Source organism: Marinobacter sp. NSM (genome assembly GCF_052380025.1).
GTDB lineage: Bacteria > Pseudomonadota > Gammaproteobacteria > Pseudomonadales > Oleiphilaceae > Marinobacter.
The window spans coordinates 20,710-37,404 of sequence record NZ_JBQTCK010000009.1 but is presented as its reverse complement, the minus strand read 5'-3'; the positions used below and the strand labels follow the sequence as shown (position 1 = coordinate 37,404).

The 16,695-nt window shown below is 58.1% G+C and carries 16 protein-coding genes and 1 pseudogene; 9 read left to right on the top strand and 8 right to left on the bottom strand.

The genetic code is table 11. The features are described 5' to 3' along the window. Positions 1 to 20: 20 nt before the first annotated feature. From rsxC to metG, 4 genes are read right to left on the bottom strand one after another with little or no spacing between them, the layout of a single operon-like run. Positions 21 to 1,838, bottom strand: coding sequence for an electron transport complex subunit RsxC (gene rsxC / locus ACTZWX_RS16230; protein ID WP_444714791.1), 1,818 nt, complete (start codon positions 1,836 to 1,838; stop codon positions 21 to 23). After that, positions 1,838 to 2,416, bottom strand: coding sequence for an electron transport complex subunit RsxB (gene rsxB, locus ACTZWX_RS16225; RefSeq protein WP_444714790.1), 579 nt, complete (start codon positions 2,414 to 2,416; stop codon positions 1,838 to 1,840). The genes rsxC and rsxB overlap by 1 nt, the downstream gene beginning before the upstream one ends. A 15-nt stretch (positions 2,417 to 2,431) precedes the next feature. Beyond that, positions 2,432 to 3,013 (bottom strand): electron transport complex subunit RsxA, encoded by a 582-nt coding sequence (gene rsxA, locus ACTZWX_RS16220; RefSeq protein WP_058090326.1) that lies wholly within the window; start codon positions 3,011 to 3,013, stop codon positions 2,432 to 2,434. Positions 3,014 to 3,037: 24 nt separating this feature from the next. Continuing rightward, entirely contained in the window at positions 3,038 to 5,074 is a 2,037-nt protein-coding gene (gene metG, locus ACTZWX_RS16215) for a methionine--tRNA ligase (protein WP_444714789.1), read from the bottom strand. Positions 5,075 to 5,254: 180 nt separating this feature from the next. Between metG and apbC the strand changes: the two genes are divergently transcribed. The 4 genes and pseudogenes from apbC (at position 5,255) to ACTZWX_RS16195 (ending at position 9,160) form a co-directional block, all read left to right on the top strand. After that, on the top strand, positions 5,255 to 6,355 hold the full coding sequence (apbC, locus tag ACTZWX_RS16210) for an iron-sulfur cluster carrier protein ApbC (protein WP_444714788.1): 1,101 nt from the start codon (positions 5,255 to 5,257) through the stop codon (positions 6,353 to 6,355). Between the two features lie 305 nt (positions 6,356 to 6,660). Further along, on the top strand, positions 6,661 to 7,227 hold the full coding sequence (gene dcd / locus ACTZWX_RS16205; RefSeq protein ID WP_444714787.1) for a dCTP deaminase: 567 nt from the start codon (positions 6,661 to 6,663) through the stop codon (positions 7,225 to 7,227). Then, positions 7,224 to 7,823, top strand: coding sequence for a YjaG family protein (locus ACTZWX_RS16200; RefSeq protein ID WP_106693700.1), 600 nt, complete (start codon positions 7,224 to 7,226; stop codon positions 7,821 to 7,823). Before dcd ends, ACTZWX_RS16200 begins: the two co-directional genes overlap by 4 nt. Positions 7,824 to 7,888: 65 nt before the next feature. Continuing rightward, positions 7,889 to 9,160 (top strand): annotated as a pseudogene (locus tag ACTZWX_RS16195) (valine--pyruvate transaminase). A gap of 23 nt (positions 9,161 to 9,183) precedes the next feature. On the opposite strand, the gene ACTZWX_RS16190 reads toward ACTZWX_RS16195, so the two are convergent. From ACTZWX_RS16190 to purM, 3 genes are all read right to left on the bottom strand, one after another. Then, entirely contained in the window at positions 9,184 to 9,933 is a 750-nt protein-coding gene (locus ACTZWX_RS16190) for a DUF3108 domain-containing protein (protein WP_444714786.1), read from the bottom strand. Positions 9,934 to 10,005: 72 nt separating this feature from the next. Beyond that, a complete protein-coding gene (gene purN / locus ACTZWX_RS16185; protein ID WP_444714785.1) occupies positions 10,006 to 10,668 on the bottom strand; it encodes a phosphoribosylglycinamide formyltransferase in 663 nt (220 codons plus the stop codon). Further along, positions 10,665 to 11,729, bottom strand: coding sequence for a phosphoribosylformylglycinamidine cyclo-ligase (gene purM / locus ACTZWX_RS16180; RefSeq protein WP_444714784.1), 1,065 nt, complete (start codon positions 11,727 to 11,729; stop codon positions 10,665 to 10,667). The genes purN and purM overlap by 4 nt, the downstream gene beginning before the upstream one ends. A gap of 191 nt (positions 11,730 to 11,920) precedes the next feature. Here purM and ACTZWX_RS16175 point away from each other — a divergent pair, with 191 nt between their 5' ends. Genes ACTZWX_RS16175 through ACTZWX_RS16155 form a run of 5 tightly spaced genes read left to right on the top strand, consistent with a single transcriptional unit; the run spans position 11,921 to position 15,672 of the window. After that, positions 11,921 to 13,222 carry a DUF2066 domain-containing protein gene (locus tag ACTZWX_RS16175; protein ID WP_444714783.1) on the top strand — a complete coding sequence of 434 codons (1,302 nt, stop codon included), beginning with the start codon at positions 11,921 to 11,923 and terminating at the stop codon, positions 13,220 to 13,222. A gap of 20 nt (positions 13,223 to 13,242) precedes the next feature. After that, positions 13,243 to 13,803, top strand: coding sequence for a CDP-alcohol phosphatidyltransferase family protein (locus tag ACTZWX_RS16170; RefSeq protein ID WP_444714782.1), 561 nt, complete (start codon positions 13,243 to 13,245; stop codon positions 13,801 to 13,803). Beyond that, positions 13,800 to 14,498 carry a DnaA regulatory inactivator Hda gene (hda, locus tag ACTZWX_RS16165; RefSeq protein WP_061332686.1) on the top strand — a complete coding sequence of 233 codons (699 nt, stop codon included), beginning with the start codon at positions 13,800 to 13,802 and terminating at the stop codon, positions 14,496 to 14,498. Before ACTZWX_RS16170 ends, hda begins: the two co-directional genes overlap by 4 nt. Positions 14,499 to 14,537: 39 nt before the next feature. After that, a complete protein-coding gene (locus ACTZWX_RS16160) occupies positions 14,538 to 15,335 on the top strand; it encodes a ParA family protein (RefSeq protein WP_444714781.1) in 798 nt (265 codons plus the stop codon). Positions 15,336 to 15,345: 10 nt separating this feature from the next. Next, positions 15,346 to 15,672, top strand: coding sequence for a YqcC family protein (locus tag ACTZWX_RS16155; protein WP_444714780.1), 327 nt, complete (start codon positions 15,346 to 15,348; stop codon positions 15,670 to 15,672). Between the two features lie 21 nt (positions 15,673 to 15,693). Here the strand turns inward: ACTZWX_RS16155 and nadC are convergent, their stop codons facing one another. Continuing rightward, positions 15,694 to 16,533: a carboxylating nicotinate-nucleotide diphosphorylase gene (nadC, locus tag ACTZWX_RS16150; RefSeq protein ID WP_444714779.1), complete on the bottom strand. Its 840-nt coding sequence runs from the start codon at positions 16,531 to 16,533 to the stop codon at positions 15,694 to 15,696. Positions 16,534 to 16,695 lie beyond the last annotated feature (162 nt).

Genomic DNA, 16,695 nt, shown 5'->3' with positions numbered 1-16,695 from the left:
AACGATAAGCCTGCAGTGGGTTACTCGGAGGACGCATCCGAGGTGTTGACGGCCATCTGGCCCCGGGCCTCGGCCAGGGCCTCGCGGGCCCGTTCCACCCGGTCGTGATTCTTGGCCACAGCCCGTTCCAGCTTCTCCACGTTGTCGGCCTGCTGGGCACGGGCTTCATCCAGCATCCCTTGCATGGTGCTGAGTTTGGTTTCGGCCTGCATCAGCTGTTTTTCCAGTGTTTCGATGTCCGGCTGCTCAACAGCAGCGGGCGCCGGTTCTGCTGCCTGGGCAGCCTTGGCTTTCTTGCGTTCCAGGGCCTGTTGCACCAGTGCTGCCTTTGCCGCCCGCTCATCGGTGGCTTCACCCTCGGCAACCGATTGTTCCGCTTCGGCCTGTTTCTGAGCCTGGGCTTCGGCGGCCGCCTTTGCCCGTTCCTTGCGCCGCAGTACTTTCTCCTGCTGTTCCCGCTCCAACCGGGCCTGGCGGGCTTCAAAGCGCTCGCGGGCGTGGTCGGATTTCAGCTGCTCTGCACGCTGCTTGCGGATCTCATCCTTGGCGTAGCGGTAGTACTGAACCAGTGGAATGGAGCTTGGGCAAACGTAGGAGCAGGCGCCACACTCGATGCAATCAAACAGGTTCAGGTGTTCCGCTTTCTCGAATTCGGAGGCCTTCGAGTACCAGAACAGCTGCTGGGGCAGCAGTTCCATCGGGCACGCCTCGGCACACTGGCTGCAGCGGATACACGGCTGTTCAGGTGGTGGTGCGGGCAACTCGTCAACGGTGGCGGCAATGATGCAGTTGGATGTTTTAACCAGCGGTATGGTGTCCGTGGTGAGGGTGTACCCCATCATGGGCCCGCCAAGCACCAGTCGGTTCAGCTGGCCCTCCTGCAGGCCGCCACTGTCCAACAGGTAACTGACCGGAGTGCCCACCAGTATCTCGAAGTTGCCCGGCTCCCGAATGGCCTTGCCAGTGACGGTGACAATACGAGAGATCAGTGGCTTACCTTCGAAAACAGCCCGGGACACCGCCATTGCGGTACCGACGTTCTGGCACATTACCCCGATATCGGCGGGAATGCCGCCGCTGGGCACTTCCAGGCCGGTCAGAATCTGGACCAGCTGCTTTTCCCCACCGGACGGATACTTGGTGGGAATCACTGCAATTTCAATCTGGGTGCCCTGAACCGCTTCCCGCATGGCGGCAATGGCCTCCGGCTTGTTGTCTTCGATACCGACCACACAGCGGGACGGCCGAAGAATCCAGGCCATCACTTTCAAGCCATTGACAACCTCTGTGGCGCGTTCGCGCATGGTCATATCGTCGGCGGTAATGTAGGGCTCGCATTCAGCGCCATTGAGGATCAGGGTTTCGACTTTTCGGTCTCGGGGCGGGCGCAGTTTGATGTCAGTAGGGAAGCCGGCGCCGCCCATACCGGCAATGCCTGCTTTCCGGATCAAGTCCAGCACCGTCTCCCGGTCCAGTTTGTGGTAATCGCCGATGGGCTCAAGCTGGCACCACTGGTCTTCACCATCGGGTTTCAGCACCACGCACAAGTCAGACATGCCAGAAGGGTGCGGAACCGGTCGCAGTTCGATGGCTTCAATAACGCCAGATGTAGACGCATGCACCGGCACGCCCATGCCAGTGGTGACATCGGCAATCTTCTGGCCTTTGAGTACACGCTCGCCAACCTCAACAATGACTTCAGCCGGCTCACCGATGTGCTGTTGTAACGGAAGTACCAGCCGCTCGGGTATGCCGGCCATACGAATGGGGCGGCTGGTGGACTGGTGTTTGTTTTCAGACGGATGAACGCCGCCGGAAAAATCCCATAGTTGCGTCATCAGGCACGGGCTCCCTGGCGATCAGTAGCAATAATGGTTGGTTCCGGAGGAGACCAGGTCCAGCTTCGGATGTCTGGCTCAATGGTGACCATGTCAATACAGTCCACGGGGCAGGGCTCCACACACAGGTCACAGCCTGTGCACTCTCTCTCAATAACGGTGTGCATATGTTTTGCGGAGCCGAGAATGGCGTCCACCGGGCAAGCCTGTATGCATTTGGTGCAGCCAATGCATTCGTCTTCGCGAATAACCGCAACCCGCTTGGCCTGCGCCACACCATGTTCGGCGTCCAGCGGCTGAGGTTCCACATCCAGCAGGTCGGCCAGCGCCTTGATGGTGGTTTCACCGCCTGGCGGGCATTTGTTGATGGCATCACCGTTGGCAATGGCTTCGGCGTAGGGGCGGCAGCCGGGGAAACCGCATTGGCCGCATTGGGTTTGAGGCAGCAGAGCATCTATCTGCTCGACCAGGGGGTTGCCTTCAACCTTGAAACGCTCCGAAGCAAAGCCCAGCAATCCGCCGAACACCAGGGCCAGGGCGAGCAGTACCACAACGGCAATCAGGAAACTTGTCCACATAAATCAACCGCTCCGTCAGACCGCAACCAGGCCAGTGAAACCCAGGAATGCCAACGCCATCAAGCCTGCGGTGATCAAGCCGATAGACGCCCCCCTGAAGGCCACTGGTACATCCGACACGGCAATCCGCTCCCGCATGGCGGCAAACAGCACCAGCACCAGCGAGAAGCCTGCAGCAGCGCCGAAGCCGTACAAAACCGATTCAACGAAGTTGTTGTTCTTGTTGATGTTCAGCAGGGCCACGCCAAGCACCGCACAGTTGGTAGTGATCAGCGGCAGGAAAATGCCCAGTACGCGGTAGAGCAGGGGACTGGTCTTGCGGACCACCATTTCGGTGAACTGAACCACCACGGCAATCACCAGGATAAACGTGATGGTTCTCAGGAACGCAAGATCAAGGGGTTCCAGCAAATAGGTGTAAGCCAGGTAACTGCACACTGATGCAAGAGTCAGCACAAACGTGGTGGCCAGGGACATACCCATGGCGGTTTCCAGCTTGCCGGAAACCCCCATGAACGGACACAGCCCCAGGAACTGCACCAGAACGAAGTTGTTCACCAGAATGGTACTTACCAGTATCAGCAAATACTCTGTCATCGGAGTGTCTCTGCCTGTTGCTGATTACATGACCCGCATGCCGGGCGTGGCACCGGAATCGGGCGACAGAATGAAAATCTCTTTACCCCCGGGGCCTGCCGCCAGGACCATGCCTTCGGACATGCCGAACTTCATCTTCCGGGGTTTCAGGTTGGCCACCATCACGGTCATACGGCCTTCCAGATCTTCCGGTTTGTAAGCTGACTTGATACCAGCAAACACATTGCGCTCGCCATGCCCCACATCAAGAGTCAGGCGAAGAAGCTTGTCTGCGCCTTCCACATGTTCGGCTTTGACAATCTTTGCCACGCGAAGATCCACTTTGGCGAAATCCGGGAACTCAATTTCATCGGCAACCGGCTCCAGATCCGGGGTCGGTTGTTTATTGGTGTCGCCCAGCGCCGCTGGCAGCTCTTCTTTCGAGGCATCCAGCATTTTCTCGATCTGAACCATGTCGACCCGGTTCATCAATGGCTTGAACTTGTCGATACTATGATCTTCCAGAAGTTCATGGCGGCGATTCCAGTTCAGCCGGTCATTCAGGAACGACTCGGAGGCCTGGGTCATCTTGGGCAGTACCGGTGCCAGATAGGTGATCAGCAGGCGGAACATGTTGATGGCGTTGGTGCAGATGGCCTGTAGCTTGTCATCCTGGCCTTCCTGCTTGGCGATCACCCATGGCTGCTCGTCGTTCACGTACTGGTTGGCAATGTCGGCCAACTCCATGATCCGGCGCATCGCTCGGCCGAACTCGCGGGTTTCGTAGAACTCGGCGATCTGTTCGCCCGCATCGATAAACTCTTTCAGCTTGTCCTGTTCGGTGACCTTGCCCAGCTTGCCGTCGAAGCGCTTGGTGATGAACCCGGCGCTGCGGCTGGCGATGTTCACCACCTTGCCCACCAGATCCGAGTTCACCCGGGCAGCAAAGTCTTCCAGGTTCAGGTCCATATCATCCACACCGCCAGTCAGCTTGGCGGCGAAGTAATAGCGCAGGTATTCCGGGTCCAGATGGTCCAGATAGGTGCGAGCCATAATGAAGGTGCCGCGGGACTTGGACATCTTCTTGCCGTTGACCGTGACAAAGCCATGGGCCCAGACCGCGGTTGGCGTGCGGAAGCCTGCATCGTGCAGCATCGACGGCCAGAACAGGGCATGGAAATTGATGATGTCCTTGCCGATAAAATGGTACACCTCGGCGCTGGAATCCTTCTTCCAGAAATGCTCGAAATCGATGCCTTCGCGGTTGCACAGGTTCTTGAAGCTGGCGAGGTAGCCGATAGGCGCATCCAGCCACACGTAGAAATATTTACCGGGTGCATCCGGAATCTCAAACCCGAAATAGGGCGCATCCCGGCTGATGTCCCACTCCTGCAGGCCGGCATCCAGCCACTCGGCCAGCTTGTTGGCCACCTGGGGCTGCAGGGCACCGCTGCGGGTCCACTTGCTCAGGAAATCGTGGAACTCCGGCAGTTTGAAGAAGTAATGCTCGGATTCCTTTTCCACCGGGGTAGCGCCAGACACCGCAGAGCGGGGATTGATCAGCTCGGCGGGCGTGTAGGTGGCACCGCAGGCTTCGCAGTTATCACCGTACTGGTCTTCGGTTTTGCACTTGGGGCAAGTGCCTTTGATGAAACGATCCGCCAGAAACATCTCTTTTTCCGGATCAAAGAACTGCGTGATCTTGCGCGTGGCAATGTGATCATTGTCCTTGAGCTGGCGGTAGATGTACTCCGAGAAGTACTGATTCTCCTCCGAGTGCGTGGAGTAATAGTTGTCGAAGCGGATATGAAAGCCCGCGAAGTCTTCCTGATGCTCCTGACGAATCCGGTCGATCAGCTGCTCCGGGGTAATCCCCTCGCGCTCGGCCCGCAGCATAATGGCGGTGCCGTGAGCATCGTCTGCGCAAACGTAGTAGCAGTTGTGGCCACGCATGTTCTGGAAGCGCACCCAGATATCGGTCTGAATGTATTCCAGCAGGTGCCCCAGATGAATGGGCCCGTTGGCGTAGGGCAGGGCGCTGGTAACCAGAATATCGCGCTGTTGCTTGCTCGCTTGCGTCATGGTGATGTCCGAACCTTATGTTGAGTCGGGTTGGAAAGACAAAAACGGGGTTCCGGCGCCAATCGCAATTGATTGTTCCAGGTAAAGACCCCATATGGTCAGAAACGGGCACAGATGATACCTTCCGAGCCATCATTTTTCACCTGCATTCAAGCTTATGAGCTTATTCCGGAGACCCCGATGACCCAGATTTCCCAACAGGCGCTAGAAACTGCCGTCAAAGAATACCGAGACCCCTATCTCAACAAAGACCTGTACGAACTGGGTGCCGTGAAAAACCTGAGCGCAGACGACAGCGGCAAGGTCACCCTGTTGGTCGAGCTGCCATACCCCTCCAAAGGCATCGCTGGCGGCCTGAAACAGATCGTCGCCAACGCGCTGGAATTTGTCGATGGCGTTGAAAGTGTCGAGGTACACGTAGCCCAGAAAATCCACAGCTACAAAACCAACAAAGACCTGCCGGCCGTCCCCGGTGTGAAAAACATCATCGCCGTCGCCTCCGGCAAAGGCGGCGTAGGCAAATCCACTACCGCCGTCAACCTCGCCCTGGCCTTGCAGGTCGAAGGCGCCCGGGTCGGCATCCTCGACGCCGACATTTACGGCCCCAGCATCGGCATGATGCTCGGCGTACCCGAAGGCAAACGCCCGGACGTACGCGAAAACAAATACTTCGTCCCCATGCAGGCCCACGGCCTGCAAGCCAACTCCATGGCCTTCGTCACCACAGACAAAACCCCCATGGTCTGGCGCGGCCCCATGGTCAGCGGCGCCGTCATGCAACTGCTCCAGCAAACCCTGTGGGACGAACTCGACTACCTCATCATCGACATGCCCCCCGGCACCGGCGACATCCAGCTCACCCTGGCCCAGAAAGTCCCTGTCACCGGCGCCGTCATCGTCACCACCCCCCAGGACATCGCCCTGCTGGACGGCAAAAAAGGCATCGAAATGTTCCGCAAAGTCGACATCCCGGTGTTGGGCGTGGTCGAAAACATGAGCGTCCACATCTGCTCCAACTGTGGCCACGAAGAACCCCTCTTCGGCCACGGCGGCGGCGAACGCATCGCAGAAGAATACGAAACCACCCTCCTGGGCCAGCTCCCCCTGCACATGACAATCCGCGAACAAACCGACAGCGGCGCCCCGACCGTCGCGGCCGAGCCGGATTCGGAAGTGGCCAGACGGTACCTGGATATCGCCAGAAGAGTGGGGGCGGAGCTGTCTACCCGGGAGCGGAACCTTGGTGGGACTATCTCCAGTGTTTCCGTCACCGAGCACTGAGCCGGCTGTTAAGGTTTTTTGTAGCTCCAGCTCAGGCAAGTTGAGAGCGTAGGCTGTTCTAAAGGCGATACCTGAGCTGTCTGAGAGAGGAAGTGGGATTTGCTTTCCAAAAATCTCGGAGGCCACGGATGGCCGGAGCGAAGCGCACATGGATGTGCTCGTAGCGTTTTTTTGGAAAGCAAATCCCATTTCCTCTGGCTCCAAGTTTGCTGGCTACGAGAGCGAGAACTCTGAGGCTTCGACAGTCACCACACTACAAGGTAAACTACGCCCCAATTTTTCCCAGCTGGAAACGAGAATTCACCATGAGCATCAAGTCCGATAAGTGGATCCGCCGGATGTCCGAACAGCACGGCATGATCGAACCCTTCGAAGCCGGGCAAGTTCGTGAGAACGGAAAAGGCCGAGTCATCTCCTACGGCACCTCAAGCTACGGCTACGACGTACGCTGCAGCAACGAATTCAAAATTTTCACCAACGTCCACAGCGCCACCGTAGACCCGAAGAACTTCGACGAAAACAGCTTCGTCAACTACACCGGCGACGTCTGCATCATCCCGCCGAACAGCTTCGCTCTGGCGCGCACCGTGGAATACTTCCGCATTCCCAGAAGCGTACTCACCATCTGCCTCGGCAAAAGTACCTACGCCCGCTGCGGCATCATCGTCAACGTCACCCCGCTGGAACCGGAGTGGGAAGGCCAGGTCACCCTGGAATTCTCCAATACCACCAACCTGCCGGCGAAAATCTACGCCAATGAAGGTGTAGCCCAGATGCTGTTCTTCGAATCCGACGAAATCTGTGAAACCAGCTACAAAGACCGCGGCGGCAAGTACCTTGGCCAGACCGGCGTGACCCTGCCCAGGACATGAACGCCAACCAGTTTCTTAAAGCCGTCTCACAACTGCAGGGCTGGCGCGAATGCGCCTTCCTGCTGGCCCTGGCCGAACGGGCCTTTCCCAACTACGCCCTGTTCGCTGATGCCGTCGGCATGAAAAGCGGTGGCAAAATGCGCCAGCTGCTTGACCTTGCCTGGGACACGCTCCAGCAGGAGGCCACCGAAGCGGCCATCCCCCAGCTGCTCACCAAGCTCGAAAGCCTGAGCCCCAACGTCGACGACTACGACGCCTACGGTGTGTACCCGGCCTTCGACTTTTGCCAGTTGCTGGAACAGGCACTGCTCAACCGCCTGAACCCCAACAAACACCGGGCAACTGACGCATCCCAGCTGGCCACCAGGACCATTATGGACTTCGTCGAAATGTCCGAGGGTGAAGAGCTGGATGAAGACCAGCTGGTACGCCTTTTTGAACAGCACCCGCTGCTCAAGGAAGACAAAATCTTCCAGCGTGACACCGTACTCGCGCTCAAGCGCCAGCGCACGCCACTGGAAGACTTTATCGCCGAACTCAAGGCGGATGCCGCCAACGACGGCGTCAGCAATCTCGGTATTTCCCTCGATAGCTGAGCCGTTCCGGCTCACGCTACACTTATCAGCTACCTATTGAATTGCCTGTTGAACGGATAAGCGCCATGAAACTCTCTGCTTTTGGTCGTAAGTTCACCGCCGACGCCGGTATCACCTCCCTGATGGATGACCTGGGTAACGCCATGGCCTCCGGTGAGGGGATGATCATGATGGGAGGCGGTAATCCCGGGCATATTCCCGAGATTCAGGAACGGGTGCAGGAAATTCTGGCGGGCATCGCGGCAGATGAGGGGCAGATGCGCCGGCTGGTAGGGATTTATGATCCCCCCCAGGGTGAGAAGCAGTTTATCGCCTCGCTGGCGGAGTTGCTGAACAAATAATACAACTGGGGGCTGAAGCCCGAGAACATAGCGCTGACCAATGGCAGTCAGGCGGCGTTCTTCATGCTGTTCAATATGTTTGGCGGCGACTATGGCGATGGCCACCGTAAACACATCCTGCTGCCCCTGGCGCCGGAATATATTGGCTATGCCGATGCTGGTATCGAGCCTGGCCTGTTTCAGGCGGTCAGGCCCGACATTTCCTTCACCGACGCCCATGAGTTCAAATACAGGGTCGATTTCGATGCCGTGGAAGTCACCGGTGAAACCGGGGCTATCTGCGTATCCCGGCCCACCAACCCGACCGGCAACGTGGTTACTGATGAAGAGTTGGCAAGGCTCGAAGGCCTGGCCCGGCAGCACGATATTCCGTTGATTGTCGACGGCGCCTACGGCACACCGTTCCCCAGCCTGCTTTTTGTGGACGCCCAGCCCACCTGGAACGAGCAGATCATTCTTTGCCTGAGTTTGTCCAAGCTGGGTTTGCCCGCGGCTCGCACGGGTATCGTGATCGCGGCGAAGCCGATCATTAAGGCGCTGTCTGGCATCAACGCCATCATGAACCTGGCGACCGGAAGTTTTGGTGCCATGCTGGCGGAGCCATTGGTGCGGTCCGGTGAGATCCTGTCACTGAGTCGTGATGTGGTTTGTCCGTTCTATAAAGCCAAGATGGAGCGGGCTGTGGAGGTTTTTCGTGACGCCATGGGTGAGGACAGTTGCCGCTGGTACATCCATAAGCCAGAAGGCGCGATGTTCCTGTGGCTGTGGTTTCCTGATCTGCCGATTTCCAGCTTGGAGCTGTATCAGCGGCTGAAGCAGAGAGGGGTGCTGGTGGTGTCTGGCCACTATTTCTTCCCGGGCTTGCCGGAAGATGACTGGCGCCACCGTCACGAATGCCTGCGCGTAACCTACTCTCAGGAAGACGCACAGGTGGCAGAAGGGCTGAGGATTATCGCAGATGAGGTAAAAGCGGTCTGGGCGGAAACCGGCCGCTAGGGCCGGAGCCGCCCGAGGGGTAATCAGTCCCGAATGGTCGCGTCTTTCAGCTTCAGCTCGTATTCGCTGCCATCCGGCTCCACCTGCAGTAATCTGAGCAGCAGGTGGCCCTGGTTCGGGTCTATCCACATCAGCGTCTGGCGCTTGGAGTCCTCGCCTCGCACCTTTTCTACCTTCAGGGTTTGTGTTGTCTGGCCATTGGTGTTGATGGTGCTGTCGTCGTCAACAACCGCAAAACGATCCTCGTTATAACGGCCTTTATCAATGATGTTGTAAGTCAGGTCCCGTCCACCGGCTTTCAGATCCTGGTGCATCTGCAGCTGGAAGCCCAGTGGGTCCAGGGCCCCGTCCTTGAGCTCCAGTTCAAAGGATTTGCCCCGGTACTTCCCTGTTGCAATACCTGTCTGCCAGTCGAAATCAATGGACTGCTCCCGATTCCGAATCATCAGGCCTTTGAGGCTGTAGCGGTAGCGAAGCGGAACCACGCGGTCATCTTCCCATAGAAGGACCACCGATTCGTCTATATCTGCAATAAACGACCTTACCTGTGTGCGATACAGCCAGACATTATTGCCCTGATCGGTCAGGGTGCGCGTACCAGCACCGCTGAGGCTGATGCCTTTTGACATGGACGCAGAGTAGGTGGCCTCGTGGGGGAAGAGGGCTAAGTTCGTGTCTTGAGTATCGGCTGCGGCAACCGTTAACGAGGCCAAGCCGAACCAGAGCCCGGCCAGCCAGATAACGATGCGCGAGGATGCTCTGAGTGTCTTCATCCGGAGCCTCTTTCACTGTAGGTGTTTGCGACAGTGTAGCTTTTCAAAAGCCCGAGGGGGATGACAATCTGTTCAGCTGGCGGGTAAGCGCATGGGTTGTGACAGGGGGGCGCCATCAAAGAGCACGCCGTCACTCGCGAGTTGAATTCGGCCTTCACAGAACCAGCGAACCACGATCGGGTATAGCACGTGCTCCTGTTGCTGAACCCGCTCCGCCAGTGAGTCAGGCGTATCGTTTTCCTGCACGGCTACCTCCGCCTGGGCAATCACCGGCCCGCCGTCCAGTTCTTCGGTTACGAAGTGGATGGACACGCCATGCACCCTGTCGCCAGCCTCTAGTACCCTCTGGTGCGTGTTCAGGCCGGTATAAGCTGGCAGCAGGGATGGGTGAATGTTCAGCATCTTGCCGCGGAAGGCTCGAACAAAGTCTTCGGTCAGAATCCGCATGAAGCCTGCCAGCACAATCAGATCCGGGTTGTGGCGGCGGATCTCGGCCATCAGGGCACCGTCGAATTCCTCACGGCTGCCGTAGTCCTTGTGATTGATCACAAAGGTTTTGATGTTCGCCTGGGCTGCCCGTTCCAGGGCAAAGGCACCGGGTTTGTTGCAGCCTACGGCCACAATGTCGCCCGGGAAGTCCCTGTCCCGCGAGGCGTCAATCAACGCTTGCAGGTTGGTGCCGCTGCCGGAGGCCAGTACCAGGATGGTCGGGAGTGGCGCGGGATCAGCCTTCATGCCGTGAGTAATCCCGGGGCGTAGCGCACTTTAGGCTCATCATCGGCTGAGCCGGCCGCCTCAATGACGCCTACCTGCCATACTTTCTCGCCCATGGCGTTAAGGGCATCCATGGCAAGCTCTCTCTGGTCGGCGGGAACGCAGACAATCATGCCAATACCGCAGTTAAAGGTGCGGTACATTTCCTCGCTGGCGACACCGCCGGAGTTTTGCAGCCACTGGAATACCGGTGGCAGTTCCCAGCTCTGGGTGTCGATGGCGGCAACTGTGCCCGCCGGCAGCACTCTGGGGATATTTTCAGGCAGGCCACCGCCGGTGATGTGAGACAGGGCCCGCACGTCCACTTCACGAATCAGTTGCAGTATGTTCTTCACGTAAATGCGGGTGGGCGCCATCAGCGCGTCAGCCAGGGTGCTGTCGCCCATGGGCTGGCTCAGGTCGGCACCGCTGACTTCAATGATCTTGCGAATCAGTGAGTAGCCGTTGGAATGAGGGCCGGAGGAGCCCAGGGCCAGCATCACATCACCCGGCTGGGTGCGGCTACCATCGATGACTTCGCTGCGCTCCACAATTCCCACACAGAAACCGGCCAGGTCATAGTCTTCGCCTTCGTACATGCCGGGCATTTCGGCGGTTTCGCCACCCACCAGTGCACAGCCAGACAGCTCGCAGCCCTTGCCGATGCCATCCACGACCTGGGCGGCAATATCCACGTTCAGCTTGCCGGTAGCGTAGTAATCCAGGAAAAACAGGGGCGCTGCGCCACCTACGATCAAATCATTCACGCACATGGCGACCAGATCAATGCCGATGCTGTCGTGCTTTTCGAGTTGCATGGCCAGGCGCAGTTTGGTGCCAACGCCGTCGGTGCCCGATACCAGTACCGGCTCCCGGTAACCGGCCGGGATGGAAACCATGGCGCCGAAGCCGCCAAGCCCGCCGAGGACTTCGGGGCGGCGGGTACGGGCTGCCGTGTTCTTGATGCGGTTGACCAGATCGTTACCTGCGTCGATATCAACGCCGGCATCGCGATAGGTGAGGGAAGGCTTCTGTTCGCTCATGGAAATGTAACCGTTGGCCTGTGGGTCAGGCGCCGGATTTTAACAGGTGCGCACGGGCGCTCCAACCGGAATTCGGCAATGCGTGCAAATATTCAGGGTACATCATTGCCAACCTGCAACGGGGCCTTGCTACTCTCGCATGTGGTGATGGTGTATCCTGTGCGCCAATCATGGGAACGGCAGGGTGTTACATGACTGGAACGGAAAAAAACGACGTTCGGACTTTCCGGGCAATGGCTCTGTGGCTGGTAATGGCCGGGGCATTGTCAATGCTGTTGGCCGGGACTGCGTCGGCAGTCACGGTGTCGGGATTGTATAATATTGAGGTAGCGGTCGACGGTACTGGCCCAAATGATCTTCAGGCAGGTTATGCCGAGGGTTTGCGGCGGGTTATGGTCAGGGTTTCGGGCACGCGGGACGTACTGCAACTTGAGGGCGTAGACGATGTGCTCAAAGACGCAGAATCCCTGCTGCTGTCCTACCAGGTACGTCGTGAGCGTGGCGAGTCCAGGTTACAAATGAGCTTCGGGGCGGTTGGCGTCAATCGCGCCCTGGCTTCGATTAATGCCCCGGTCTGGGGCGCCAATCGCCCGCTCACACTGGTTTGGGCTGCGATTGAAGACCGCGGTGAACGCAAGCTGCTGACGGCAGCAGCGGATGACGGCGCACAGGGTTACAGCGCCGTTGCTGATTGGCGCAGGGCATTCCAGGCGGCAGCGGAAGAGCGCGGCTTGCCCCTGGCCTTCCCTCCGCAGAGTGTCCAGGGAGACCGGGCGTTGCTGTCGGATCTCTGGGGCCAGTTTGTGGGTCGCATTAAGGAAGCATCGTCGGATCGGTCTCATGATGCCCTGGCATTAATGCGTGTTAGTCGCTCTGGTGGTCAATGGCGCGCTGGCTGGGTCTTCGACGGTATGAGCATGGATGCCTCTGAACAGTCGGTGACCGCGGCAGACCCGGAAGAACTCGCACGGCGTGTTGTTGGTCGCTGGGCCGATGCATATGCCAGCCGCTACGCGGTTGCTGCCGGCGAGGTAGGTGAGGCGCCGCGCGTGGATATCGTTCTGGAGGGGGTCATTTCCCTTGCCGACTACGGCAATGTCGGAAAAGCGCTGAACAGCTTTACGCCAGTGCTGTCTGTCGGTGCCTCGCGAGTGCGTAACGAGCGTATGACCGTTCAGGTGACCTTTACAGGCGAACTGGACCAGCTGAAAGAGTACATTGCGCTTGATCCCCGCTTTGTGGTCATGGAGGGGCAGCCAGAGGAAACTGCACCTGCACCGCGTAGTGCGGCCGCAGTAGCGCTAGTTGCCGAATCAAACGGTGCTGAGGAACCGGGCGAGGCCGGTGACCAGTACCCGGAGGGTGCCATGTTCGTTTACCAGCCGCTTGATGACGGCGACGAACAGGATGCAGAGCAGGCGTTCGAATCCCTGTACCAGGTGCTTTACTATCGCTGGCAGCCGGCTCCGGTTGTCCGTGGTGGCGGCAGCTAGGCGACGGCGGAGGTCTGCGCGTGACTTTGCAGCGTTGGCGATGGATTCCCAATGCCCTGACATTCCTGCGGATACTGCTCATTATTCCGTTCGCGTGGGCATTGCTGGAGGGGAATTATCGCCAGTCGCTGTTGATTTTCTTTCTTGCTGCCGCAACTGATGGTTTGGACGGCTTTCTGGCGCGGCAGTTTAATTGGCGTTCCCGGCTCGGCGCCATTGCCGATCCGCTGGCTGATAAGGCATTGCTGATCACCGCTTACCTGATGCTGACCATCACCGGAATTATTCCGCTTTGGCTCTTCGCACTGGTACTTGGCCGCGATCTGGTCATTGTCGGCGGTGCATTGATGTATCACTATGGTGTTGGCCGTTTTGAGATGGAGCCGAGTATCCCGGGCAAGATCAATACCTTTATTCAGATTCTCGTGGCGTTGGCGATTATCATTCTGATGGCGGGCCTGCCAATGCAGCCTTGGGTAATGGGCGCTGGTATATGGCTGGTTGCCTTGTCGGCCATATTCAGCGGCTGCCATTACATTCTGATTTGGGGAGCGCGCGCATGGAGAGCCAAGCGCTCATGACCACGTCACAGATGGTTCTCGGGGTGAAGCTCCGTGACGACGCCCGGTTTGATAACTTCCATGGCGATCGCAATCGAGATGCGGCGCTCCGGTTGGAGGCGGTTTGCACGCAGCCGGCCGGAGCACCTGTTGTGGTGATCTGCGGTGACTCCGACACTGGCAAAAGCCATTTGTTGCAAGCGGTCTGTCATTTTGCTGAGCAGCGGGGCCAGAGCGCCGTGTGCATCAGTATCGGTGAGTTGATGCCGTTTGGGCCGGAGGCGCTTGCGGGATTGGAAGGGCATGATGTGGTCTGCCTGGATGATCTTGACCTGATCGCGGGCGATGCTCACTGGGAGGAGGCCGTTTTCCATCTGTACAACCGGATTCTGGACCGCCAGGGGCTGTTGATGGTGACCCTGTCGGAGGTGCCGGCGGCGTTGCCGTTTGGTCTCGCTGACCTTGGTTCCCGGCTGGCACACGGCTTACTGGTTCAGCTTGGTGTTTACCGGGATGAAGACCGGTCAAGAATTTTGATGGCCAGGGCCGAGCAGCGTGGTCTGGTGATGAGCGATGATGTGGCCGGATTTATCATGCGCCGGGCTCCGCGCCGCCTTGGTCAACTGCTTGGGATTCTGGACACACTGGATGAGAACTCCCTGCAGGCCCAGCGGAGATTGACCATTCCGTTTGTGAAGTCGGTAATGGGATGGTAGTGACGGATTTATAACGATAAAGGCCATTGGAGAGACGACATGAGACGGGTTGTATTCAATCAGAAAGGCGGTGTGGGTAAGTCCAGCATTACCTGTAACCTGGCGGCGATCAGCGCGGCCCGGGGCAAGCGCACCCTGGTGGTGGATCTGGATCCGCAAGGTAACTCAACACACTATCTGCTGGGCAAGCCGGCGTCTGAACTGAAAGATACCGCAGCGGACCTTCTGGAGCAGACCGTTGCCTTCAGTATGTTCACCCGCCGCCCGGATGAATTTGTGCATGCTTCATCTTTCAATAATCTGTTTGTTCTGCCGTCCAGCCCGGAGTTGGACTTCCTGGAGCGCAAACTCGAAGCCAAGCACAAGATCTACAAGCTCCGTGAATTTCTGAAAAAGCTCAGCGAATCTTTCGATGAGATCTACATCGATACCGCGCCCGCCCTGAATTTCTACACCCGCTCGGCTTTGATTGCGGCTCAGCGGTGTTTGATTCCTTTCGACTGTGATGATTTCTCACGTCAGGCGTTGTACAACATTCTGCATGAAATCAAAGAGCTGCAGGAAGATCACAATCAGGAGTTGGTGGTGGAGGGTATCATTGCCAACCAGTTCCAGCCGCGTGCCAGCCTGCCCAAGCAGCTGGTGAAAGAACTCACGGATGAGGGGTTGCCAGTGTTGCCGGTGCGGCTATCCAGCTCGGTAAAAATGAAAGAATCCCATCAAAGCCGGCAGCCGCTCATTCACTTGGCACCCAAGCACGCCTTGACCCGCCAGTTTGAAGATCTGTACCGGGTATTGCATGGTGAGTCGGTTGAACTTGAGCCCTTGGCCGACTGATCAGGTGACCATGAGTAATCGAGTGGATCAGGTAACCGATAGCCTGTTGAGAATCGAGATTGAGCTCCGGCGGATGGACGTCTGGGAAGCGAGCCCACCACCGGAGCATGCATTCCAAAGTACCCAACCGTTTTGCCTAGACACTATGGAGTTCACCCAGTGGCTGCAGTTTGTCTTCTTGCATAAAATGAAGGCGCTGGTGGAGGCGGGGCAACCGTTACCCACGGTGTCTGGCATTGCGCCCATGGCGGAAGAGCATTTCCGGGGGCGGGCGCAGTCAGGCCAGCGCCTTGTTGAGGCGCTGGAAGAGATGGACCGGTTGTTGTCTGGTCGTTGAGTTCGACTTCAGGCGGTGGAATCAGTCCAGCCGCATAGAGAGGTCGATCGCCCTGACGTCTTTGGTCAGGGTGCCGATGGAGATGTAATCCACCCCGGTTTCCGCCACTGGTACCAGTTTCTGGGCATTGATGCCGCCGGAAGCCTCCAGTTTTGCCTTGCTGGCGGTAATTCGCACGGCTTCAACCATGTCCTCAAGCGAGAATTCATCCAGCATAATGATGTCGGCGCCCGCGCTCAGGGCCTGATTCAGCTCGTCCATCGATTCCGTTTCTACCTCCACCGGGCGGCCCGGTGCAATGCGCCGGGCTTCACTGATGGCGTTGGCAATTGAGCCGCAGGCGGCAATGTGGTTTTCCTTGATCAGAAAGGCATCCCACAGGCCTAGGCGGTGATTGTGGCAGTCCCCGCATGTGACTGCGTACTTTTGCGCCAGTCGCATGCCCGGCAGGGTTTTCCGGGTATCCAGTAATCGCACTCCGGTATGGGCGACCTTCGTCGCGTAGGCTGCGCAGGTGGTGGCGACGCCAGACAGTGTTTGTAGCCAGTTAAGGGCGGCTCGCTCTGCGGTCAGGAGTGATCGGGCCCGGCCCGCCATCCGGAAGATAACGTCATCGGCCGCCAGATCATCGCCGTCTTTGAAAAACCAGGTCAGTTCAACTGCCGGGTCCACCTGCCGGAATACTTCTTCAACCCAGGCTCGTCCGGACAGGCGTGCCGGTTCGCGAGTAATCACCCGGCCGGTTGCGGTTTTATCCGCCGGAATCAGCATGGCGGTAATGTCGCCATCACCAATGTCCTCGCGAAGGCTTTGGGCAACGGATTCAATAAGGGCCTGGCGGAGCAGTTCAGGGGCAATCATGTCGGGTTTCCGGCGGTCTGGATGAGTTGAAATCTGCGAGCCCGGCAATTCTACTGCCAGCCTGCCGTTTCGCAAAATGCCCTGGCCAATAACTGATAAAATGTGACGCAGGTCGTTGTTACACAAAAGGTGACAAATTCTGACACAAGGTGACGATGATCG